Genomic DNA, 20,204 nt, shown 5'->3' with positions numbered 1-20,204 from the left:
ACCAATTACTCCCGAATCAGGTCAACACGAATGACAACATTCATCATTTGTGCGTCCGGCCCGTCTCTCACTAAATCAGATTGCGAACTGATCTCCGGATCGGGGCTGCCGGTTATTGCTGTTAACTCCACCTGGCGAGCCGTGCCTGATTGTGAATACATTTACGCGGGTGATCTGCGCTGGTGGGATGCAAACATCGATGTTCTGCCGTCCTCAGCCTCTCGCTGGACCTGTAATTACCGGGCTCATAAACGCTATGGGCTAAATCTGTTTGATACAGATACCCGGTGGGCCTTCAACTCCGGGCAGCGCTCGATTCTGTTTGCTGCCAGCCAGGGGGCGAAAAACATCATCCTGTTAGGGTTTGACTGCTCCATTAATGGCGGTAGTCACTGGCATGGTGATCACGTCGGGCTGGATAATCCTACAGCAGAGAGTGTTACGCGATGGCGCGGGGAGTTTGCCAATACCGCCAGAGCGCTGACCGGTAAGGTGAATATCATCAACAGTAGCCGCCAGACAGCGCTTAAGTGCTTCCGGCGTCTCGGCCTCAATGAGGCTTTACGCGAGGTAGCATGTTAAACGTTCCTCTATTCATTGAAGGCATGCTGGGCATGGGTGACAACATCTACCAGCGCGCTTTCGTTAAGCAGTTGCCCGCCGGTACTTATATCCGGACCGCCTGGCCCGAACTGTATGAAGATTTGCCCGTTCTGCCTGTTCGCAGTTTTACAACGCTCCGCACGCAGCGCAAAAACGAGTACCGGACGCAGGCCGCTTTTCACCTGCCGCCAGATATGCGCCAGACAAAACGGATTTTCTACGGTCCGGATCATCTACGGCGCGGTTCAATATTTGACGCGATGCGCCAGCAGTTTGGCTCCGAGCCGTCAGAACTCGACTTGCCCTCTTACGGACCCGCTGAATTTACGTCTGAAAAGCCGATCGCGGTAATTCGTCCGGCTACTGTTCGCAGTGAATGGCGCAGCGACTCCCGTAATCCTGATCCGGATTACCTGTTGCAGGCATCACGGCTACTGAGAAAGCATTTCTGCGTAATCAGCGTGGCTGACCTGCAGGAAGGGGAGGAGTGGGCCGTCGGCGAACTTCCCGAAGCAGATCTGCGCATGCACTCCGGCCAGCTCAACTTCAAATCGCTGATGCGCCTGATTGAGCATGCCGCCGTGGTGGTTACGCCGGTGGGCTGGGCGCTTCCTGCTGCTATTGCCTATAAAACGCCGGTGTACGTTGTCGCTGGTGGGCGAGGAGGTCACAACGCCCCGGAAATCGTAACCGATCCGGCGATGGACCTTTCTCGTGTTGGCTGGGCAATTCCCGACAATTACTGCCGCTGTGAAGCATGGGATCACCACTGCGACAAGCGGATTTCAAATTTCTCCGATAAATTCGAGGCCTGGCTCCATGAAGTCGTTTTATCAGGAACTGGAAAGCGGTCTGGTATTTTTACCGGAGCTGGGGATCGGACGTTACCCGGTTCCTGCGTCACGCCCGTATGACGAGCAGTATTTTGCGAAGTATCAGCTGCTGGCCGACACCGAAACGGGCAGAGCTTTAACGCAATCCCGTATTGAGCTGGTGGAGCGCCATTTTCACGGCCCTGTTCTCGACGTTGGTATCGGTGCCGGTCAGTTCGTCTCTACCCGACCGGGAACGCTTGGGTATGACGTTAATCCGGCCGGTATTGCCTGGCTGAACGAGCGGGGCGCATTCGCAGATCTCTACGCCAATAAGTGGCGAGCACTGACGATGTGGGATGTACTGGAACACATCGACGAGCCGGAGCTGGCGGTACAGCAGGCCAGTGAATACGTTTTCGTGTCGATCCCGATTTTCACTGATGCCGGAGACATTCTCCGCTCCCATCATTTCAGAAAGAACGAGCACATCTGGTATTTCACTGATGAAGGTATCAGGCGCTGGTTTGCAGAGCAGGGCTATACCTGCGCAGAGCAAAACACAATCGAATGCCAGTTAGGGCGTAAGGGCGTCGCTTCGTACGCTTTCCGCAGAATTTAATTTCCCATTTCATCACACAGCACCCCGAACCCGGAGGTGTGGAATGCAACGTATGAACCCAACAAATGGACACGACTTACCGTATTGGTGGTCGGCTGCTTTAGGGGTGTTCTCTTTGCTCAGCCTACAGGATTACGTATTTATTATCGGTGCCCTTGTATCGGCATTTTTCACGATAAAAACCTACTACGCAAAGCGCAAAGAAGAGCGTGAGCGCATGGCAGAGGAAAGGAAAAGAACCCAACTGCTGGCGAACTACTTATCAGATGTAGGTAAAAAACCACACTCCGATCGTCCGGCTACCGCCGAGGTGGTAACGGAGGCTATGCGGAGAATTTCTAGTGGCACAGTTGAAACTGAGTAAGAAAAGTGGAGCTGCCGGAATTGTTTGCTCGGTAGCTACGATTATCGCAATAGTGCTCAACGCTGGGCATGTTCGGACCAATGAGCGCGGTCTTGAACTCATCGGCAACGCGGAATCATGTCGTCGAGATCCTTATATTTGCCCGGCTGGTGTGCTCACTGATGGCATGGGCAACACCCACGGGGTTAAACCCGGCACAGTTAAAAACGACCAGCAGATCGCGGCGGAATGGGAAAAAAATATCCTCGATGCTGAATCCTGTGTTAACCGGTACGCCAACGGCAGAAATCTGTCTGATGATACTTTCAGCGCTGTAGTATCGGTCACGTTCCGTGCTGGGTGCGGCAATATGCGGAGCTCGACAATGTTCTCCCTGTTCCGAAAAGGTGACCTTAAGGCGGCGTGCTACCAATTTCCTCGCTGGGTTTACGGTGGCGGCCGGGTTCTTCCTGGGTTGGTTACTCGCGCAGGTAAAGAGGAAGCTCTCTGTCTGGACGGTCTGAAATGATCACCATAGCCGATATCAAAGCCTCATGGCGTCTGATACTGCTGGTGGCCGTCATTGCAGTAGTCGCCGTGCTGTGTGTCCTGCTGGCAAACAGCCGCTCTGACGTAGCTACGCTGAAGAGTGATAACGGCGTTCTGCGCAGTGACAACGCCCTGCAGGGGACGGTTATCGCTGCTCAGGCTTTCAACTTCAACCGGTTTAACCAGGTTGCCGAAAACGCCAGCCGACTAAACTCGCTGATTGATGCCAGCTCCGATAAAACCGTTATCGAGTATCGGGAGATCCTCCGCCGTGAAAAAACCTGTGATCTGCCTGTTCCTGCTGATGTCGCTGGTGGGCTGCTCAGCTACGCGAACAGTTTACGTGCCAGCGCAGTGCACACCGATTCCGGGGACGCTGACGCAGCCGGTGATAGCGCCACTACCACCAGCGCGCTGACGTATTGCCAAGCTGTTCTCTGGATCAAGCCGCTGCTGGCCGCTATCGAAAAAGCGAATAACCAGCTGGCTGGGATACGTGAAATAGAGAAAACCAGAGCCTCGCAATAGCGGGGCTTTTTTCTGCGCCTCGTACGCGCATTTCAGAGAGTCTTTCAGTAGTGAGCCTGAGGAGCATCGTTAAAGGTGGCGACCTCTCTCGGGCGTTGCTCCTGTACGACAGGCTCACACCTTAAAGGAAACGCAATGAAGAAATTTTTCACTGATGCAGCAACAAAAATAACTTTTTACGCGCTGCTCGCCGCTTTGCTTTTTGCTGTTACTACAGGTGCCGGTTCTTTATTGAGAGTTGTTGCCGCCGCCTACTGGGTGATCGTATTGCTTGGCGCGGTAGTTGGTTTGTTAGCTCTCATTATTACGTTTGGTGTCGAGTATTCAAAGGATGATAAGTCCCGGCGGGAGGGTATTGAATACCTTGAACGCTTTGCTAAGCGCAAGAACGCAATAGCGAGAGTATGGGGATGGTTCTGCCTGGTGCTGGGGGCTTCCATGCTTGCATACGGTGGGTGGGTGTTTACAGCGGTAGCCTACGTAATAGCGTCATTGTTTGTGCGCCTGTGCTGTTCACTTGCTCGTGATAAGGTCGAGAAACTAACCGAAAAAGAGGTGGCTTGATGGCTCGCTTAAATGTCGAAGTAATCCCGCCGAGTAATGAGCAAATAAACCAGGTGATTGAAGAAATAAGCCGGAAATATGCACGTAAGCCACTTACTCCTCAGATCGAAGGCGAGCTCCAGCGTGAAGCCGCTCGACTGGTGCGCCGGTTTACAAAAACGAAAGTAACGCTGGTCCGATAAATTCATTACAAAAGCCATTCACCGAGTGGCTTTGATAATGTTTTTTGAGTGAGGATTGTTCAGTATGGCTTCGATAAAAGAATCCACTGATGCCAATGGACAATCAAAATATTACGTCCACTGGAAGGATGAAAAATCCGGTCATGGACGCCGCCGCATTTTTAAGAATATTGATGATGCTGCACATCTTTTCTGGCAAAAACAGAATATCGAGCTGGATTGTCGAACCGCCAGCTGGACCGGAATAGACCATTCCTGGACTTTCCGAAAGTTAATTCTGTTTTATCTGGGGTATCAGGCCGGCAAGCTGGAAAAAAATATTATACGGCTGTCGTCATATACGAAATGCCGTCACGATCTTCTCGCTGTAGACGGGCCGATACTGGAAAAAAATATTCTCCATATCAGCCATCGTGATATCGTTGATTCGGTTCGCACCGGCTGCCATCGCTGGATTCGTTCGGCTTTCTTCCTGCTGGTGGAAAAGCGGCTCATCACTTTTAACCCTGTTGACCGTCCCGCGCGCCGGAAGCGTCGACCCATCACCATACCGCCATCATCATCGGTCAGAGAGCTACTGAATAACGCGCCAGTTCGTGAGCGTATCGCGTGCTGGCTCGGGATTTGTGGCCTGCGCATCGGTGAGGCTCTGGCGATTACTTATAACGACGTGTCAGCCGACTGGATCGACATCCGGGGACATGTTGTTGACGGCGTTATACATGAGGGGCTGAAAAGAGGAGTGGAGCGCCGTGTACGGATGCCGCGTGAGCTTTTCGCGTTGCTGGATAAAAGTAAACTCGGTACCTCTGAGCCTCTTATCTGCAACCAGTTTACCGGCGCATGCCTCGCTACCAGCTACGGCACTCAGGGCGTTCTCGTCAGAACCCTGAACGACTATGGCATTAAACGATTCCATCATCTTCGCCACTTTGCTGTATCTCGCCTGGCAAACAAAGGCGTCGATATTCTGAAGGTTTCCCGACTTATTGGGCATTCGAACATCAAAACCACAATGGACGTTTACGGTCACCTTTTCGGTGAAGTGGTGGAGATGGATTTGGACGACTGAGTTATCCACATAGTGGAAATATTAGGGCGATCCACTATCTCCCCATTCTGCGCGGCCTCCGGGCATCAAATCGCAGTTTTTACGGAAAATCGATAACTCCGCATTTTTTGACGTTTTTAATTCCGCACTCAAACCCAGAAGGCTTGCGGCCTCGGAGCAGATTTTTTCTCAGAATTATTCCGCACACAAAATGCGGAAAAATGATTTTGAACAAAATATGAACAGCACTCGATTTCAGGTAAGCGTATGGCCCGTAAAAATAGCTTTAAGAAGGCCTACGTCGGTATCGTTATTGATATGGCTTTGGCCCGTAACAAGATCTCAAACCGTATGGTCGCCCAGCGACTGGAAATTGACGAGGCGACTATCCGCAACTGGCGCAAGGAACATGCCGACTTTAATCGTGCCTTTACCGAGGCTCGCGAAGTTCTGATGGAAAAAATTAACAACGTTGCAGCTAAAAGCCTGGACGTTCGCAAGCGAAAGATTGTCACCAAATCCTCGGATGGACTGAAAACAACCGTCGAGGATGTTTTACCAACGCACAATGATGTTGCGGTGTTTGCCAAAGCTCTTGGACTCGGCCGCAGTGTTTATGGGGAAGAAGACCGTCAGCGTGATGTGCTTCGTGAGGTGATGAAGCACAAGGTGGCCGGGAAATACAACGCGCTGGAGGCGGCGCAGCTGCTTGAGGCTGAGGGGGTAAAAGTTCCGGCAACCCTGCTTATGGAGCTGGGAGCACCGAAAATTTTCGAACCGTTCAACAATATGGACGAGGCAGCCAAAGCCGACGCGGCGAACCTGACCCCGCAGGAAGCAGCAGATATCTACAAAAAATACCTGGGCTGAAAATTGCAAAAACAGGCGTTTCGAACCGTAAAAACGCTATGCACTTTTTGACCCGTTTTATGCACGTTTTATTCATCCCGATTTGACCACTTTTCTGTTCAAAACACAGGCTTCACGCCGTTTGCGTGATGGGTGCTGTTGCGCCAGTGCGGGTAACGACCATTATGTTAAATCGGGGCGTTTTTGAGGAATTTTTCTGTGCCGATCCCGTTCCCCTTTGACTTCCGCAAACCGGACTATACCGCCGTGTTTGAGTGGAGAATGGAGAGGCTGGAGCGGATCAGGAAAGCGCCTGAAATGCTTCCGGCACTCCGTGAGTTTTACCGCACTAACCCGGCCCAGTTCATCATCGACTGGGGCATGACGACGGACCCGCGTAACCTCGATTATGGCCTGCCTGCCACCATCCCGTTTTTGCTGTTCCCCCGCCAGGAGGAATGGATTAACTGGATCATGGACAGACGCGGAAATCGTGAAAACGGGCTTACAGAGAAAAGCCGTGAAATGGGGCTGAGCTGGACTTCTGTCGGCCTTGCCTGCTCCCTGTGTCTGTTTAACAAAGATATGGTGATTGGTTTTGGTAGCCGTAAAGAGATGTACGTGGATTCCACGAGCGACCCAAAATCACTTTTCTGGAAAGCAAGAAAATTTATTGAATTGCTCCCGGTAGAGTTTCGCGGTGGCTGGAATGAAAAAAAGCACTCCAGATTCATGGAGGTGGAATTTCCGGAATCAGGGGCGATCATCAAGGGAGAGGCTGGCGATAACATTGGCCGTGGTGACCGTACCACGCTTTATTTCGTGGATGAGTCGGCATTCCTTAAACGGCCATTACTCATCGACGCTGCGCTCTCTCAGACGACCCGCTGCCGTATAGACCTCTCATCCGTCAACGGCATGAATAACCCGTTTGCCCGTAAGCGCCACAGCGGAAATATCCCTGTGTTTACGTTCCACTGGCGCAGCGACCCGCGCAAGGATGATGAGTGGTACCGCAACGAATGTTTGAAAATTGATGACCCGATTATCGTTGCTCAGGAACTGGACCTGAACTACAGCGCATCCACAGAGGGGATTCTCATTCCTTCTGAATGGGTACAGGCTGCCGTCGACGCGCATATCAAACTGGGTATTCAGCCCAGCGGCCAGCGCCTCGGCGCAATGGATATCGCAGACGAAGGGAAAGACAAAAACGGCTTTTCTTGCCGCTATGGCTTCCTTCTGCAGAACGTTCACGAATGGTCTGGCATTGGCAGCGACATCTACGCCTCTGTCGTTAAATCGTTTGGGTACTGTGACGATTACGGTCTGGATGAGTTCCGTTTCGATGAGGACGGTCTGGGTGCTGGTGCGCGTGGCGATGCTCGCGTGATAAACGAGCTCAGGCAGGCTGAAGGCCGGGGGACAATCACAGCTACGCCTTTCCGTGGTAGCGGTAGCGTATTCGATCCGGAAGATGAAGCCGTTCCTGGTGATAACGGTAAAGCGGCGCGCCTGAATAAAGACTTCTTCGCGAACGCGAAAGCACAGAGCTGGTGGCATCTTCGCAAGCTTTTTCGTAACACCTTTCGCGCGCTGAACGGGATGGACTACAACCCCGACGAAATCATTTCGATAAGCAGCGAGATAGAAAATATTGACCGCCTGCTGATGGAGCTTTCACAGCCTACATGGTCGAAAAACCCCGTGGGTAAAATCCTCGTGGATAAACAGCCGGAAGGTACAAAATCGCCGAACCTCGCCGACGCCGTGATGATTAACTACGCGCCGATGGATTCCTCTCTCGATATCTGGTCTAAGCTCGGAGCATAAAAGCTATGGCGAAAAAAACAGGAAGAGTCGCCACAGCCGACTCTTACGATAACTTTGTCGCGCGAGTTGGCATGCAGCAGCCAAATCAGCATGCAGCGTCAACTTATCGAGCTAATTACACCAGCCGCAATCGTCTGCTGTTGGAATGGGCGTATCGTTCTTCGTGGATCATCGGCGCAGCTGTTGATGCAAAGCCCGACGATATGACAAAAAAAGGTGCCAGAATAACCAGCGAAATTGACCCAAAGAGGCGGGGGATTCTGGAGGCCAGATTCGAAGAGCTAAAACTCTGGGAAAGGCTGAACCTGATACTGAAATGGTCCAGGCTGTATGGTGGTGCCGTTGGACTAATCCTCATTGAGGGTCAGGCACCTCTGACGCCTCTGGTGCTGGATAAAGTGGGAAAAGGCAGCTTTAAAGGCCTCGCTGTTCTCGATCGTTGGATGATTAACCCTAATCTCGGGCGACGCATCAAGACACTCGGGCCTGAGCTTGGTAAACCAGAAACTTACGAAATCGTTACTTCTGCACAGGGTATTCCCCCCTGGACGGTGAATTACAGCCGGCTGATTCGTATGGATGGGATAACCCTACCGTACCAGCAAGCTCTAACAGAAAACGAGTGGGGAATGTCCGTTGTAGAGCGTATCTTCGACCGCCTGACATCGTATGACAGTACGAGTGTTGGTGCGGCACAGCTCGCTTACAAAGCGCATCTGCGCACGGCAAAAATCAAGGAACTGCGCAAAATTATTGCTATGGGTGGAAAACCATACGAAGCGCTGCTCAAACAAATGGACATGGTGCGCCAGTTCCAGACTAATGAAGGGATGTCTCTCTTTGATGCTGAAGATACCTTCGACACTCACTCCTACTCGTTCGCCGGGTTATCTGATCTGCTGAGCGAGTTCAAGGAGGATATTGCTGGAGCCGTCGGCATTCCGCTGGTTCGCCTTTTTCGCCAGTCGCCGAAAGGGTTTTCAACGGGCGATTCGGATCTGGCGAACTACTACGATGACGTCGGTGCCGCGCAGGAAAATACGCTACGTGGCCCAGTTCGTCTGCTCTATGACGTGCTTCACCGCTCAGAGTTTGGGGAGCCGCTGCCGGACGATTTTACGTTCGAGTTTAACCCTCTCTGGCAGATGTCAGACGTTGACCGTTCAACGGTGGCAACCAACACCACCACCGCACTGGCGACCGCTGTGCGTGAGCTAGGGATGCCTCCGGCAGCCGCATTAACCGACCTCAGGGAAACGGCGCGTGTAACGGGCATCGGTGCATCCATTACCGACGAGGATATTGACCATGCGAAGGCCCAGTGGTCGGAGGATGAATCTGAAACCAGCCCTCCGCCGCCGTTCGGAAATACAGTACCGCAAAAGCCTGTTGGCGATAGCAAATCAGATCGGGCAGATAGTGGATGGTTCTTACGATGGTTCAAAGGCAAGCGCTGACGGCATTGCGCAGATGCTAGTGGACTATTCGGACGTCATCGGTGACTGGGCGGAAATGGTCGGGCGCAAAATGTTTGCCCAGGTCGAGCGCGAAGAGTGGAATCAGTGGCGATCGGTATCAGAGGAAATCGGCGCTGGCCTGCGCGATGTGGTGGGTAATACCCTTGTCGGGCAGGTGGCGCAGGATATAGTGTATCGCCAGATTCAGCTGATGAAGTCCCTGCCGCTGGAAGCTGCCGATCGCGTGATGGACATACAACAGCGTGCAATGCAGGCGGTTATCACTGGCGAACGTCCGGACGAGCTCTACGAGATGATCATGGCCTCCGGTGACGTGGCCGCCAGCAGGGCGCAGCTGATTGCCCGTACAGAGATTGGACGAGCTACCGGCGCGCTGACGCAGGCTAGAGCCCTTTCGGTTGGATCAGAGGGCTACTGGTGGCGTATCGAGGGGGCTGGAACGCGCGATTCTCACCGCAAGATGAAAGATAAATTTGTGCGCTGGGATAACCCGCCGACGCTGGACGGTATGACCGGACACGCCGGATGTCTGCCGAACTGCAAATGCTGGCCTGAAGTACAGATTCCTGCACCGAGAAAATGAAAAATACGGCTTTGAGCATTCATTTCATGCGAACTGCAATACCAGCGAAATGTTATGAAAATGTTGTATTCGAAAAGACCGATTTTCAGCCCAGTTAATCGCTACTTTTACGGCTTTAGGGGGACATTTTAATCGAGTCCATTTTCGTCGGTGCGGGTAAGAACCCTTATGTTAAATAGACCGTTATTTCAAACATTTTTCCCATCTCACAAGGTCGCCATTGAGCGGCTTTTTTGTTGCCCGTAATCAAGCAGGTAACCCATGAAATATTTCTTTAAAACCCGCCTTGGGAACTCCCGTTTTCAATTGGCCGATGGTTCGATTCTTTTCAAAGACGTACCTATCGGGCGAACCGGAGAACAGGTTTATGGCGCGCAAGAGCTGCCTGAATTAACCCCTGACAGCGACGGGCTGATTGTTGTCCGCCGAACGCCTGAAGAGGTATTTAGTGAACGCACTATCGCGTCGTTCGAGGGGATGAACGTCACTATAGGCCACCCGAAAGACTTCGGCGGCAACATCATTTTTGTCACGCCGGAAAACTGGCGCAGGCTGGCAAACGGTCACATTCAGAATGTCAGACGCGGAGAGGGGGCAAACTCTGATCTGCTGCTGGCTGATGTCATCGTCAAGACGCCGGAAGCTATTCAGGCGGTTGAAGACGGAGACGATGAGGTTAGTTGCGGCTATGACGCCGACTACCGTCAAATCTCGCCGGGTGTCGCAGAGCAGTATGCGATCACCGGTAATCACCTGGCCTTAGTCCCTAACGGGCGGGCTGGTTCACGTTGTGCACTGGGAGACGCTATGCCGAGCACTACTAAAAACTGGTTTACCCGGCTTTTAAAGGCCCGTAAAACCAACGACGCCGCCGAAATGGCGAACTTGATCGATAACCCACCAGAAAATATGACTGGTGATAACGACGATGTAACGTCATCCATGACCCCTGGGGGGGTGGTTATCAACCTCTCACCTCAAAACCCTATGCCTGCGCCAACGCTGCCTGTCACGACTGATGCGCAAGAAGATATCCCTGCGTGGGGTAAAGCGCTCATTGAGGCCGTGGCAAAACTCACCCCATCCAATCCAGCGACGGTTGATGAAGATGAAGACGAAAAAGGTGAGGAGGAGGGGGCAGTTACTGGCGATGCTGCTTATCGTGCAGATCTGATTCAGCCAGGCATCCAACTCCCGACGAAGGCGAAACCAACTGCGTTTAAACGTCAGGTTCTGGCTTCTGCCGATCAGGCGCTGGTTCGTTCCATCGTTGGCGATGCGGATGTCGCCGGCCTGAAAAAAGCCACCGTAGATATGGCGTTTAACGCCGTGTCTGAGCTGGCTAAAAACCGCAATACCGCAGCGCAGACTGTCGACAGTTTCCGCACGATGACCACCAACACCACAAAATCTATCGCGGAAATCAATAAAGCCGCGAAAGAACTCTGGGCTAAACGAGGCTAAAACATGGCTAACACCATTCTTTACCGGATGCCTGCGGGCATTGCCGGGGGTATTTCACGCCCACAGGATTTAACCGTAGAACCGCATATTCTCGATGCAACTAAACCGTTCCCGGCGTATGGGCTGGGCGGGAAGATTGTCGGGGGTAAGTTTGTTCCCATCGAGGCAGCCGACCCGGTGACAGTAATGGCGGGGATTTTTGTTCGCCCTTATCCGACGGCTTCGCAGCCCGACAAGATTCGCCAGGTTGGCACCGGCTACAACTTTGCCGGCGACAACCTGAAACGCGGTTATGTCACGGTCAATATCGGTGGTGACGCCTCTGCTGTTGCTCTCTATGCCCCGGTATTTATGCGCGTCGGCACTCCGACCGCAGCAAGCCCGCTGGGCGCTTTCCTCGCGGCTGCGGACGATACAAACACCGTTCAGATCACCAACGCCTATTTCAATGGTCCCGGCGACGCCGACGGCAACATTGAACTGGCATATAACATTTAAGGGAGCATGACAAATGCCAATGACCTTTGATCAGGCAACAGTCGACAGCACTGGTGCTTTTCTGGTTCACGAGCTGGAGCGACTCGACCAGACGCTGAACCTGCCGCTGACCTCCCAGACGTGGAGCCGCGATATCGAACTGCGTGAAGATGTTTCTATCGCGGATGAGATGAGCTCTTTCACCAACACCACGTTTGCGGCCGCTGGCTCTCCGAATGCAAACGGTAAGAACTGGATCAACCAGTTAGCTACTGCCATCTCCGGGCTGAATGTCGATATCACAAAAACAGGCTTTCCTCTGGAACTGTGGGGGATGGAGCTGGGCTGGACCGTGGTTGAACTCGCCGCCGCCGCTCAGGTTGGCCGTCCGATTGACACCCAGAAGTACGATGGCATGCAGCTCAAATGGAACATGGACACGGATGAGCAGGTGTATATCGGAGACGCTGCAAAAGGTGCAAAGGGGCTTTTGAACCTGTCTCAGGTAACCCCAACGAACGCGGCGAAAACTTGGGCGACTTCTACCCCTGACGAAATCCGCGCCAGTATTAACCAGGTACTGAGCAATGCGTGGACCCGTTCCGCATATTCAAAAGTCCCGGAAGACTTGCTAATCCCGCCAGACCAATATTCTTTCCTGGCAAGCACTATCGTTTCATCTGCAGGTAATCAGTCACTGCTGACCTATCTGGAAACCAACACAATTGCTTTCCACCAGAACGGCAAGCCGCTGAACATCCGCCCTGTGAAATGGGCCATCGGCCGTGGCGTTGCAAACAAAGATCGTATGGTCGCATACACGAACGATAAAAAGTTTGTGCGCTTCCCTATGGTTCCCCTGCAGAGCGTGCCGATCCAGTATCGCGGCATCTACCAGCTCGTAACCTACTACGGAAAGCTGGGTGCTGTTGAACCGGTCTATCCGGAAACCCTTAACTACATGGACGGCATTTAAGCCAGTAGCCCCCGGAAGCGGGGGCTTTCCTGAGGAACTGCTATGAAAAAAATCTATGTGCTGTCTGCGTTTAACTTTAACGATGGAGCCAGCATCAAGGCTTTTATCCCCGGGTTTCATGACGTTGAAAATGACGTTGCTGATCACTGGTTTGTGAAAGCGCATTGCTCGCCAGATGGCGAAGCCCCTGCGCTGGCAGATGATCCGCGTATTGCTGATCTGGAAGCGCTGGTGGCAGAGCAGGCAACCCGCATTGCTGAGCTTGAGGAGCAACTTGCAGAGGCTAAAGCCAATGGCAAAAAACCAAAGCCTGCCGACGCCTGAGAAATTCCGCTCTGACTTCCCGCAGTTCGCTGATGAAACGAAATTTCCCACCACGATGATACAGGCCCGTCTCGCTCTAGCAGATGTTTTGATGAGCGAGTCCCGGTTTGGGGAGGATATTTTCCCCTATGTCGTTGAATTGTTCGTGGCGCATTACATGACACTTTATGCCGCTGACATGCGCTCGTCGTCTGTAGGGGGCGCTGGTGGTGCGAATAGTGGTGTTCAGACTTCAAAGTCAGTGGATAAGGTTTCTGTCAGCTATGACGCAAGTGTGACGCTTAATCCTGATGCCGGGTTCTGGAATAACACTCGCTACGGTTCCGAATTCTGGGAATACCTCATGATATTCGGTGCGGGAGCGATACAACTGGGAACACCATAATGAAAAGTGGGTTAACTGTTCGCGCTGATAACGCCGTGGCTGTTCTGGAATCCCTCCGACAGCTATCCGGAATGGATGTGCTGGTGGGAATACCTGAGGACAAGGCAGGGCGTGAGGATGGCTCTCCGATTAATAACGCGGAATTGGGCTATCTCCACTCGACGGGCGCAACGGTGGAAATCGACGGTACAACGGTCACGCTTCCCCCGCGTCCTTTTTTGGATATGGGGATCGAGGATTCAAAACCCCGAACCACTGCGCACCTGAAGGCAGCGGCAACCGCCGCGCTGGAGGGGCAGACTGAAGCAGCAGTGCGTGAGCTGGAGAGCGCCGGACAGATTGCCCGTGACGCTGCAAAAGCCGTTATTGGTGCTGGTGACCGGCTGCACCCACTTTCTGAGAAAACCCTCGAACGCAGAAGGGCCGAGGGCATTCCCGGCGAAAAACCGCTGTATGCCCACGGTTACCTGCTGCGCTCAATTAACTACGTCGTGAGGAAAAAATAATGCCTCTTCTCGATGTGAGCGATGTTCTTCTCGATCCCGACTTCATGGACACCAGTCTGGTGTGTCACCGGCAGGTTCAGACGGTGGATGAGGACAATTTCACGAAAAACACAGCTCAGGATATCCCGTTCTCTGGCGTGGTGACGGTTGACCGTTCTCTGGAAGCCAGGCGAATGGCGGCAGGCCAGAACATCAGCGGCGCGATCCTCATCGTGACGCAGTTCAGATTAACCCAGGGCCAGCCCGGTTCAGACAGTGCCCCGCGACTTGATGCCGATATCGTGAGCTATAACGGGCGTGCTTACCGGGTGACATTTGTCGATCCGTACACCAGTTACGGCGCCGGATTCGTCCAGGCGCATTGTGAGCTGGTGGACTTTAACGGAGGGACGCCAGTTGAGTAATGACAGCACCGCGCGCGGTTATCTGACGCCTGTCGGGGATAGCCCCCAGTATGACGAGGCGCTGGAGCGTGAAATCAGCCGGTGGATTCGTGGCGTTTCTGGCTTGCCGGCCGCGCTTGTTTTCCCCCGATGGACTGACCCGCAGCCGCAGATCCCCAACAACGGGGTAACGTGGTGCGCCTTCGGTATCACTACCGTTCCCCAGCCGTTAAGCCAGTCCGATGTTCAGGTTTCGGAAGAACAGTCCGAGCAATGGACATGGGAACAGGTAACGGTGATTTGCTGCTTCTATGGCCCTCTGGGGGCCAACACTGCATCAACTTTCCGCGCGGGGATATTCGTCGAGCAAAACAACGCCGAACTGAATCGCTCGGGGCTTTCGCTGGTGGAGGCTGGGACTATCTACAACCTGCCAGAGCTCATTAATAACCAGTGGGTGAGGCGCTACGACCTTACCATCACGCTGTCCCGCAAAAACATTCGTACCTACAACGTCCGGACGCTGCAAGATGCGCCCGTCTCATTTTTCGGAGACTAAATTATGCCGCAGGGATTACCTGTATCTAACGTCGTTAATGTCGACGTGATCATTGGGCCGCGTGCGGCTACTGGTCGAAACTTTGGTTCGCTGCTCATTCTCGGGAGCTCAACGGTTATCCCGGTTTCTGAGCGTATTCGCCTCTACTCATCCCCTGAAGATATCGGCTCTGATTTCGGCGTGGATAGCCCGGAATATGAAGCCGCGACCGTGTATTTCTCACAGTCACCGAAACCTCAGCAGGTGTATGTCGGTCGCTGGGCTAAAACGCTGGTATCGGCTGAAAGCGGTTCGACGGAAACGCTGCTGCAGGCGGTGAACGCCGTTCTGAATTACACGAACTGGTACGGCCTAGCCGTGGCTGACGATGAAGATATCGACGATGCCGACTGGCTGAGCGTGGCCGCTGCGATCGAGGCTTCCAGTCTCAGCCGAATTCTGGCGATTACCACTGCAGAGCCTGAAACGGTAAACGCGACCTCCACTACCGACCTGGCTTATAAGCTGAAGGCGGCAAAATACGCTCGCACGTTTGTGCAATATTCCACCAGCAGCAAGTACGCCGCACTGTCTGCATTTGGTCGCGCGTTCACGGTGAATTTCAACGGCAGCAACACCACCATTACCCTGAAATTCAAGCAGGAGCCGGGGATCACCTATGAAACCCTGACCACCAATCAGGCGGCGGCGCTGGATGCCAAAAACTGCAACGTATTTGTGTACTACCAGAACGATACGGCCATCCTGCAGCAGGGCGTCATGTCCAGCGGTGATTTCTTCGACGAACGCCACGGGCTCGACTGGCTGCAGAACTACGTTCAGACCAACCTGTACAACCTGCTCTACACCAGCACAACCAAAGTCCCACAGACCGATGCTGGCGTTACGCGTCTGCTTTCCAATGTTGAGCAGTCGATGGATCAGTCCGTCACGAACGGGCTGGTGGCTGCTGGCGTATGGAACGGTGGCCCGATTGGGCAGCTGGATTCCGGCGACACGCTGACAAAAGGCTATTACGTCTACGCGCAGCCGATTTCCGAGCAGGCGCAGGCTGACCGTGAAGCACGTAAGGCACCTGTTATTCAGGTGGCCTGTAAGCTGGCGGGTGCGGTTCATTTCGCTGATGTGCAGATCAACGTCGTTCGCTAAGGAGAACATGAATGGCTACTTATTCTTTTATGGACGTCACGGCGTCCCTCTCCGGCCCGACCGGCGAGATTGATCTGGGCTACGGTTCCGCCAGTTCAGAGGAGGGGATCACCGTTGCAATGGGCGGCCCCAAAAATACCATGACCATCGGCGCTGACGGCGAAGTGATGCACAGCCTGCACGCGGATAAAAGCGGCACGGTAACCGTCAACCTGCTGAAGACCTCGCCGACAAACAAAAAGCTGTCGCTGGCGTACAACGCGCAGAGTCAGTCCTCAGGTACCTGGGGAAACAACGTCATTGTGATCCGCAACAAGGTGAGCGGAGACATCATCACGGCGCGCAGCGTGGCGTTCCAGAAACAGCCGGATAACGCCAACGCTAAAGCCGGTAATACGATGCCCTGGGTGTTTGACTGCGGCAAAATCGACCAGGTTCTCGGAGAGTTTTAACAGATGGAATGCTCAATCAAAGGCCACGATTACCGCGTGGCAAAACTCAGCGTTTTTGACCAGCTGAAAGTGACCCGCAAACTGCTGCCGGTGCTGGCGGGCATGATGTCAGATTTCGGGAGCATTCGCTCCCAGCTGCCTGCTGATGGCAAAATCGACACCGTGAAATTCGAACAGCTGAAACCGGTGTTTGAAACCCTGCTCCCGCGCATCGCTGAGGAACTGTCTTCCCTGACTGAAGAAGATACCAACGCGATTATTCATCCGTGCCTGGCCGTGGTATCACGTAAGCACATGGACGGATGGACGCCGGTATTCAACAGCGGTCAGCTGATGTTCGATGATATCGATCTGCTAACCATGCTGCAGCTGGTGGCGCGGGTGGTCGCCGATTCACTGGGAAATTTTTTGCCCGTGAGCCCTACCAGCGCGACGCCGGGCCAGCCTCAGGGTTAACCCTCAACAGCCTGCCTGACGGGCTGTCTTATCTCCTTGACCCGGTTGATGCCGGGTTAATCCCTTATTACGCGCTGAAGGATGGATCAATCGATCTGTGCGATATCGCGCTGATGAATGACCACCTGGCCGTTAAGGCCGACAACCAGCGTCGTATTGAGAAATGGAGAGAGGATAATGAACGCTGAGACTATTAAAGATTTCCTCGTCTCGCTCGGTTTTGATATCGACGAAGCGGGCGCGTCAAAATTCGACTCAGTTCTCGCCGGTACAACCGCAAACGCCATCAAAATGGGGCTGGCCGTCGAAGGTGCCGCGCTTACTGTGGTGGCCTTTACGGCTAAGATCGCCTCCGGTCTGGATAATCTCTACTGGGCGTCACAGCGCACCGGCGCGACGGTTCAGGGGATTCAGTCTATTGGCTATGCGGTTTCGCAGGTGGGCGGCAGCGTTGACGCGGCGCGAACCTCTCTGGAAAGCCTCTCCCGGTTTGTTCGTAACAATCCCGGCGCGGAAGGCTTCCTGAATCGCCTGGGCGTACAGACCCGTGACGCCAGCGGCAACATGCGCGACATGGCCGCTATCTTTACGGGTGTCGGCCAGAAGCTCAGCAGCATGCCGTATTACCGGGCTAACCAGTATGCGCAGATGCTGGGCATTGACGAAAATACCCTCATGGCGATGCGCCGGGGTGTGGGCGGTTTCTCCGGGCAGTACAGCGCAATGGCGAAAGCTATCGGCTTCAATGCTGACGAGGCGGCCAGAAGCTCCAACAAATTCATGACCTCCCTGCGCGAGTTCGGCGCGATGGCAGGCATGGCCCGTGACAAAATCGGCTCTAATCTTGCTGGTGGTCTGGCGGGTTCGCTGGACACGCTGCGCCGCCACATCCTCGATAACTTCCCGCGCATCGAGCAGACCCTGACGAAAGCCATAAAGGGCATTCTGGCGCTCGGTGACATCATCGGGCGGCTTTTCTTCAGACTTATTGAGGGAACATCCAGCCTTATCACCTGGTGGCAATCGCTGGATAAGCAAACCCGGGAGCTGATATCGCTGTTTGGCGCGCTGACGATTGCGCTGCGCATTCTGAACAGTACGTTCTGGAAGTCGCCGATTGGCCTCATTACCGCGCTGGCGGCGGGGATTGCCCTTCTGTGGGAGGACTATCAGACCTGGAAGGAAGGCGGGGACAGCCTGATTGACTGGGGCAAGTGGAAGCCGGAAGTCGACGCTGCGCTGAAGATGGTTCGTGACCTGAAAACGACCGTTAACGACCTTGCGAAAGCGCTGGCGAAACTGCTCAATATTGACCCCAAATCATGGTCCCTGAAGTGGGATTTCAGCAACTTCATCGACCAGATGGGCGAGTTCAGTAAAATGCTGAATATGATCGCCGACCTGCTCAACGCCATTAAAGACGGTCGCTGGGCTGATGCGGCCAGCATCGGCAAACAGATGCTTAATCAGGGCAGCGAAAATCCGTCAGCGATGCCGATGGTAACAGACAGCGCCAACGGTACCGCCGACTGGATTAAAGAGCACTGGGGATTCGATCCTCGCAGCGTGGGCCGAACGGTGCGCGGCTGGTTTGGTGATGATGAACCTGAACAGCTCGGACAGTCAGTCAAGCGACCACAGCCAACCAAAGCGGGCTCTGAGCTGCTGGGATGGATGCAGCCGATGCTTACCAACCTTGAACAGCTTTACCGGCTTCCGGAAGGTTTGCTGCGCAGTGTGGCCATCACGGAATCGGGCGGTAATCAGTTCGCCGTTTCAGGCGCTGGCGCTAAAGGTCTGTTTCAGTTTATGGATGGTACGGCGCGCGACATGGGGCTGCGCGGGAACGATGTTTTCGACCCGGAGAAGGCCGCCCAGGCAGCCGCAAAGTATCTTTCACAGCTGCTGCAGGCGAACGGCGGTGACCTGAGCAAGGCGCTGGCCTCATACAATTGGGGGATCGGGAACGTGCAGAAGCACGGGATGGCCCTTATGCCTCAGGAAACCCGCAACTACATTCCGAAGGTGTTAAGCAACATGCCCGCTGCCGGGGCTCAGGTACAGCAACAGAATACTTATCACATCTACGGTGGTGGTGACCCGCGTTCTGTCGGTACCGAGGTCGAGCGTCGTCAGCAGTCGGCAAATGCCCAGGTCATGCGCGGCAATCAGACGAAGGTGGGCTAATGGATATTCTCTCAACTCTCTTTCAACAGCAGACCCGAAAAATAGGGATGATAGTCCCCAGCGTGGTTGTTTCTGAGAAGCACACCGACACGCTGGAGATAACCGAGCACCCTGTCGAGGTTGGGGCCGCCATCGCCGACCATGCCTACAAAAAACCGTCTGAAGTGGTGATGGAGGTCGGTTTCGCTGGTGGCGGATCGTTGCTGGATTTTGCCAGTAACCTGACGGCCACCAGTCTGCTCGGGCTGAGTCCCCAGCAGACGTATCAGGAGATTCTCGACCTGCAGGCGAGCCGTATCCCTTTCGATGTGGTAACCGGCAAACGGCTGTACAGCAACATGCTAATCCGCGCGCTGGAAGTGACGACAGACAAGACAACCGAAAACGTCCTGTCTGCCGTCCTCACCCTGAGGGAGGTTCTTATCTCGCAGACGCAGCAGATCGCCGTCGCGGATAAAACCAACATGAAGGACGGGACCAGCACGTCGGCGGTACTGAATACCGGCAACAAAACCACAAAGCCGCCAAATACCTCGCTGCTGAAAAGCATCACGGGTAACGCGGCGTCATTACTGGGGCTCGGCTAATGGCAATTCAGGAAATCCCGCTGACAGCGGATAACCAGCAATTCAGCATCATCCTGGCGGGGACCACCTGGCGGATTAGCATCATATGGCGCGATCTGTACTGGATTATGGACCTGCAGAACGACAGAGGGGTGCCGGTAATCTCCGGTATTCCTCTCGTCACCGGCGCTGACCTGCTGGCGCAGTACGCCTATATGGGGCTCGGCTTTAAGCTGGTGGTGGTCTGTGACGACAGCACACAGGATTATCCGACGAAAACCGACCTGGGCGGCCGCAGTCATTTACTGGTATCAACGGAGTAA

Annotated in this window: 28 protein-coding genes; all 28 read left to right on the top strand. The window is 54.0% G+C overall.

The window, feature by feature from the left end:
- The first annotated feature begins 30 nt into the window (after positions 1-30).
- The 28 genes from V1566_RS20580 to V1566_RS20445 all read left to right on the top strand — a co-directional run bounded on the left by V1566_RS20580 (position 31) and on the right by V1566_RS20445 (position 20,204).
- The gene (locus V1566_RS20580; RefSeq protein ID WP_395304476.1) at positions 31-582 is read left to right on the top strand and encodes a hypothetical protein; all 552 of its coding nucleotides are present in this window, start codon (positions 31-33) and stop codon (positions 580-582) included.
- A complete protein-coding gene (locus V1566_RS20575; RefSeq protein WP_395304475.1) occupies positions 576-1,517 on the top strand; it encodes a hypothetical protein in 942 nt (313 codons plus the stop codon). Before V1566_RS20580 ends, V1566_RS20575 begins: the two co-directional genes overlap by 7 nt.
- The gene (locus tag V1566_RS20570; RefSeq protein WP_395304474.1) at positions 1,423-2,037 is read left to right on the top strand and encodes a methyltransferase domain-containing protein; all 615 of its coding nucleotides are present in this window, start codon (positions 1,423-1,425) and stop codon (positions 2,035-2,037) included. Before V1566_RS20575 ends, V1566_RS20570 begins: the two co-directional genes overlap by 95 nt.
- 43 nt (positions 2,038-2,080) lie before the next feature.
- Positions 2,081-2,401 carry a hypothetical protein gene (locus V1566_RS20565; protein ID WP_060569213.1) on the top strand — a complete coding sequence of 107 codons (321 nt, stop codon included), beginning with the start codon at positions 2,081-2,083 and terminating at the stop codon, positions 2,399-2,401.
- Complete coding sequence (locus V1566_RS20560; protein WP_084832871.1) at positions 2,379-2,909, top strand: lysozyme; 531 nt, start codon at positions 2,379-2,381, stop codon at positions 2,907-2,909. The genes V1566_RS20565 and V1566_RS20560 overlap by 23 nt, the downstream gene beginning before the upstream one ends.
- Positions 2,906-3,457 carry a hypothetical protein gene (locus V1566_RS20555; protein WP_135494744.1) on the top strand — a complete coding sequence of 184 codons (552 nt, stop codon included), beginning with the start codon at positions 2,906-2,908 and terminating at the stop codon, positions 3,455-3,457. Before V1566_RS20560 ends, V1566_RS20555 begins: the two co-directional genes overlap by 4 nt.
- Positions 3,458-3,592: 135 nt before the next feature.
- On the top strand, positions 3,593-4,021 hold the full coding sequence (locus tag V1566_RS20550) for a hypothetical protein (protein WP_023344738.1): 429 nt from the start codon (positions 3,593-3,595) through the stop codon (positions 4,019-4,021).
- Positions 4,021-4,203 (top strand): hypothetical protein, encoded by a 183-nt coding sequence (locus tag V1566_RS20545; RefSeq protein ID WP_063931084.1) that lies wholly within the window; start codon positions 4,021-4,023, stop codon positions 4,201-4,203. The genes V1566_RS20550 and V1566_RS20545 overlap by 1 nt, the downstream gene beginning before the upstream one ends.
- A 64-nt stretch (positions 4,204-4,267) precedes the next feature.
- Positions 4,268-5,275 (top strand): tyrosine-type recombinase/integrase, encoded by a 1,008-nt coding sequence (locus tag V1566_RS20540; RefSeq protein ID WP_248202821.1) that lies wholly within the window; start codon positions 4,268-4,270, stop codon positions 5,273-5,275.
- 246 nt (positions 5,276-5,521) lie between these two features.
- Complete coding sequence (locus V1566_RS20535; protein ID WP_395304473.1) at positions 5,522-6,124, top strand: hypothetical protein; 603 nt, start codon at positions 5,522-5,524, stop codon at positions 6,122-6,124.
- 198 nt (positions 6,125-6,322) lie between these two features.
- Positions 6,323-7,936, top strand: a complete 1,614-nt coding sequence (locus V1566_RS20530) for a TerL protein (protein WP_395304472.1) — start codon at positions 6,323-6,325, stop codon at positions 7,934-7,936.
- A 5-nt stretch (positions 7,937-7,941) separates the two neighbouring features.
- Positions 7,942-9,393 (top strand): DUF1073 domain-containing protein, encoded by a 1,452-nt coding sequence (locus tag V1566_RS20525; RefSeq protein WP_199557763.1) that lies wholly within the window; start codon positions 7,942-7,944, stop codon positions 9,391-9,393.
- 70 nt (positions 9,394-9,463) lie between these two features.
- On the top strand, positions 9,464-9,997 hold the full coding sequence (locus V1566_RS20520) for a phage minor head protein (protein ID WP_199557966.1): 534 nt from the start codon (positions 9,464-9,466) through the stop codon (positions 9,995-9,997).
- A gap of 261 nt (positions 9,998-10,258) precedes the next feature.
- A complete protein-coding gene (locus tag V1566_RS20515; RefSeq protein WP_199557762.1) occupies positions 10,259-11,461 on the top strand; it encodes a DUF2213 domain-containing protein in 1,203 nt (400 codons plus the stop codon).
- A 3-nt stretch (positions 11,462-11,464) separates the two neighbouring features.
- On the top strand, positions 11,465-11,959 hold the full coding sequence (locus V1566_RS20510; RefSeq protein ID WP_199557761.1) for a hypothetical protein: 495 nt from the start codon (positions 11,465-11,467) through the stop codon (positions 11,957-11,959).
- Positions 11,960-11,972: 13 nt separating this feature from the next.
- Positions 11,973-12,914: a DUF2184 domain-containing protein gene (locus V1566_RS20505; RefSeq protein ID WP_058690847.1), complete on the top strand. Its 942-nt coding sequence runs from the start codon at positions 11,973-11,975 to the stop codon at positions 12,912-12,914.
- A 42-nt stretch (positions 12,915-12,956) separates the two neighbouring features.
- Positions 12,957-13,238 (top strand): hypothetical protein, encoded by a 282-nt coding sequence (locus V1566_RS20500; protein WP_199557760.1) that lies wholly within the window; start codon positions 12,957-12,959, stop codon positions 13,236-13,238.
- Positions 13,207-13,623, top strand: a complete 417-nt coding sequence (locus tag V1566_RS20495) for a DUF4054 domain-containing protein (protein WP_199557759.1) — start codon at positions 13,207-13,209, stop codon at positions 13,621-13,623. The genes V1566_RS20500 and V1566_RS20495 overlap by 32 nt, the downstream gene beginning before the upstream one ends.
- Complete coding sequence (locus V1566_RS20490; protein ID WP_023344728.1) at positions 13,623-14,129, top strand: hypothetical protein; 507 nt, start codon at positions 13,623-13,625, stop codon at positions 14,127-14,129. Before V1566_RS20495 ends, V1566_RS20490 begins: the two co-directional genes overlap by 1 nt.
- Positions 14,129-14,533 carry a hypothetical protein gene (locus V1566_RS20485; protein ID WP_023344727.1) on the top strand — a complete coding sequence of 135 codons (405 nt, stop codon included), beginning with the start codon at positions 14,129-14,131 and terminating at the stop codon, positions 14,531-14,533. Before V1566_RS20490 ends, V1566_RS20485 begins: the two co-directional genes overlap by 1 nt.
- The gene (locus tag V1566_RS20480) at positions 14,526-15,071 is read left to right on the top strand and encodes a hypothetical protein (protein WP_023150228.1); all 546 of its coding nucleotides are present in this window, start codon (positions 14,526-14,528) and stop codon (positions 15,069-15,071) included. The genes V1566_RS20485 and V1566_RS20480 overlap by 8 nt, the downstream gene beginning before the upstream one ends.
- A gap of 3 nt (positions 15,072-15,074) precedes the next feature.
- Entirely contained in the window at positions 15,075-16,220 is a 1,146-nt protein-coding gene (locus V1566_RS20475; RefSeq protein ID WP_023344726.1) for a DUF3383 family protein, read from the top strand.
- Between the two features lie 11 nt (positions 16,221-16,231).
- Entirely contained in the window at positions 16,232-16,672 is a 441-nt protein-coding gene (locus V1566_RS20470) for a DUF3277 family protein (protein ID WP_000257260.1), read from the top strand.
- A 3-nt stretch (positions 16,673-16,675) separates the two neighbouring features.
- Positions 16,676-17,128, top strand: coding sequence for a phage tail assembly chaperone (locus V1566_RS20465; RefSeq protein WP_063201782.1), 453 nt, complete (start codon positions 16,676-16,678; stop codon positions 17,126-17,128).
- Positions 17,129-17,139: 11 nt separating this feature from the next.
- Positions 17,140-17,316, top strand: a complete 177-nt coding sequence (locus V1566_RS20460; RefSeq protein ID WP_072205396.1) for a DUF6889 family protein — start codon at positions 17,140-17,142, stop codon at positions 17,314-17,316.
- Positions 17,306-19,315, top strand: a complete 2,010-nt coding sequence (locus V1566_RS20455) for a transglycosylase SLT domain-containing protein (protein WP_395304471.1) — start codon at positions 17,306-17,308, stop codon at positions 19,313-19,315. Before V1566_RS20460 ends, V1566_RS20455 begins: the two co-directional genes overlap by 11 nt.
- On the top strand, positions 19,315-19,902 hold the full coding sequence (locus V1566_RS20450; RefSeq protein ID WP_395304470.1) for a phage baseplate protein: 588 nt from the start codon (positions 19,315-19,317) through the stop codon (positions 19,900-19,902). The genes V1566_RS20455 and V1566_RS20450 overlap by 1 nt, the downstream gene beginning before the upstream one ends.
- Complete coding sequence (locus V1566_RS20445) at positions 19,902-20,204, top strand: phage baseplate plug protein (RefSeq protein ID WP_395304469.1); 303 nt, start codon at positions 19,902-19,904, stop codon at positions 20,202-20,204. Before V1566_RS20450 ends, V1566_RS20445 begins: the two co-directional genes overlap by 1 nt.

The organism is Enterobacter sp. ECC-019 (assembly GCF_043974075.1).
In the GTDB taxonomy this organism is placed as follows: Bacteria; Pseudomonadota; Gammaproteobacteria; order Enterobacterales; family Enterobacteriaceae; genus Enterobacter; species Enterobacter asburiae_D.
This window is presented reverse-complemented; position numbering and strand designations above follow the sequence as displayed.

Bases quoted from the DNA above. Each gene is read 5' to 3' on its own strand.
- V1566_RS20580 (WP_395304476.1), top strand. From the start codon at position 31: ATGACAACATTCATCATTTGTGCGTCCGGCCCGTCTCTCACTAAATCA.
- V1566_RS20540 (WP_248202821.1), top strand. From the start codon at position 4,268: ATGGCTTCGATAAAAGAATCCACTGATGCCAATGGACAATCAAAATAT.
- V1566_RS20485 (WP_023344727.1), top strand. From the start codon at position 14,129: ATGCCTCTTCTCGATGTGAGCGATGTTCTTCTCGATCCCGACTTCATG.
- V1566_RS20535 (WP_395304473.1), top strand. From the start codon at position 5,522: ATGGCCCGTAAAAATAGCTTTAAGAAGGCCTACGTCGGTATCGTTATT.
- V1566_RS20565 (WP_060569213.1), top strand. From the start codon at position 2,081: ATGCAACGTATGAACCCAACAAATGGACACGACTTACCGTATTGGTGG.
- V1566_RS20490 (WP_023344728.1), top strand. From the start codon at position 13,623: ATGAAAAGTGGGTTAACTGTTCGCGCTGATAACGCCGTGGCTGTTCTG.
- V1566_RS20455 (WP_395304471.1), top strand. From the start codon at position 17,306: ATGAACGCTGAGACTATTAAAGATTTCCTCGTCTCGCTCGGTTTTGAT.
- V1566_RS20570 (WP_395304474.1), top strand. From the start codon at position 1,423: ATGAAGTCGTTTTATCAGGAACTGGAAAGCGGTCTGGTATTTTTACCG.
- V1566_RS20510 (WP_199557761.1), top strand. From the start codon at position 11,465: ATGGCTAACACCATTCTTTACCGGATGCCTGCGGGCATTGCCGGGGGT.
- V1566_RS20550 (WP_023344738.1), top strand. From the start codon at position 3,593: ATGAAGAAATTTTTCACTGATGCAGCAACAAAAATAACTTTTTACGCG.
- V1566_RS20575 (WP_395304475.1), top strand. From the start codon at position 576: ATGTTAAACGTTCCTCTATTCATTGAAGGCATGCTGGGCATGGGTGAC.
- V1566_RS20500 (WP_199557760.1), top strand. From the start codon at position 12,957: ATGAAAAAAATCTATGTGCTGTCTGCGTTTAACTTTAACGATGGAGCC.
- V1566_RS20495 (WP_199557759.1), top strand. From the start codon at position 13,207: ATGGCAAAAAACCAAAGCCTGCCGACGCCTGAGAAATTCCGCTCTGAC.
- V1566_RS20450 (WP_395304470.1), top strand. From the start codon at position 19,315: ATGGATATTCTCTCAACTCTCTTTCAACAGCAGACCCGAAAAATAGGG.
- V1566_RS20505 (WP_058690847.1), top strand. From the start codon at position 11,973: ATGCCAATGACCTTTGATCAGGCAACAGTCGACAGCACTGGTGCTTTT.
- V1566_RS20525 (WP_199557763.1), top strand. From the start codon at position 7,942: ATGGCGAAAAAAACAGGAAGAGTCGCCACAGCCGACTCTTACGATAAC.
- V1566_RS20520 (WP_199557966.1), top strand. From the start codon at position 9,464: ATGTTTGCCCAGGTCGAGCGCGAAGAGTGGAATCAGTGGCGATCGGTA.
- V1566_RS20555 (WP_135494744.1), top strand. From the start codon at position 2,906: ATGATCACCATAGCCGATATCAAAGCCTCATGGCGTCTGATACTGCTG.
- V1566_RS20515 (WP_199557762.1), top strand. From the start codon at position 10,259: ATGAAATATTTCTTTAAAACCCGCCTTGGGAACTCCCGTTTTCAATTG.
- V1566_RS20470 (WP_000257260.1), top strand. From the start codon at position 16,232: ATGGCTACTTATTCTTTTATGGACGTCACGGCGTCCCTCTCCGGCCCG.
- V1566_RS20445 (WP_395304469.1), top strand. From the start codon at position 19,902: ATGGCAATTCAGGAAATCCCGCTGACAGCGGATAACCAGCAATTCAGC.
- V1566_RS20465 (WP_063201782.1), top strand. From the start codon at position 16,676: ATGGAATGCTCAATCAAAGGCCACGATTACCGCGTGGCAAAACTCAGC.
- V1566_RS20475 (WP_023344726.1), top strand. From the start codon at position 15,075: ATGCCGCAGGGATTACCTGTATCTAACGTCGTTAATGTCGACGTGATC.
- V1566_RS20545 (WP_063931084.1), top strand. From the start codon at position 4,021: ATGGCTCGCTTAAATGTCGAAGTAATCCCGCCGAGTAATGAGCAAATA.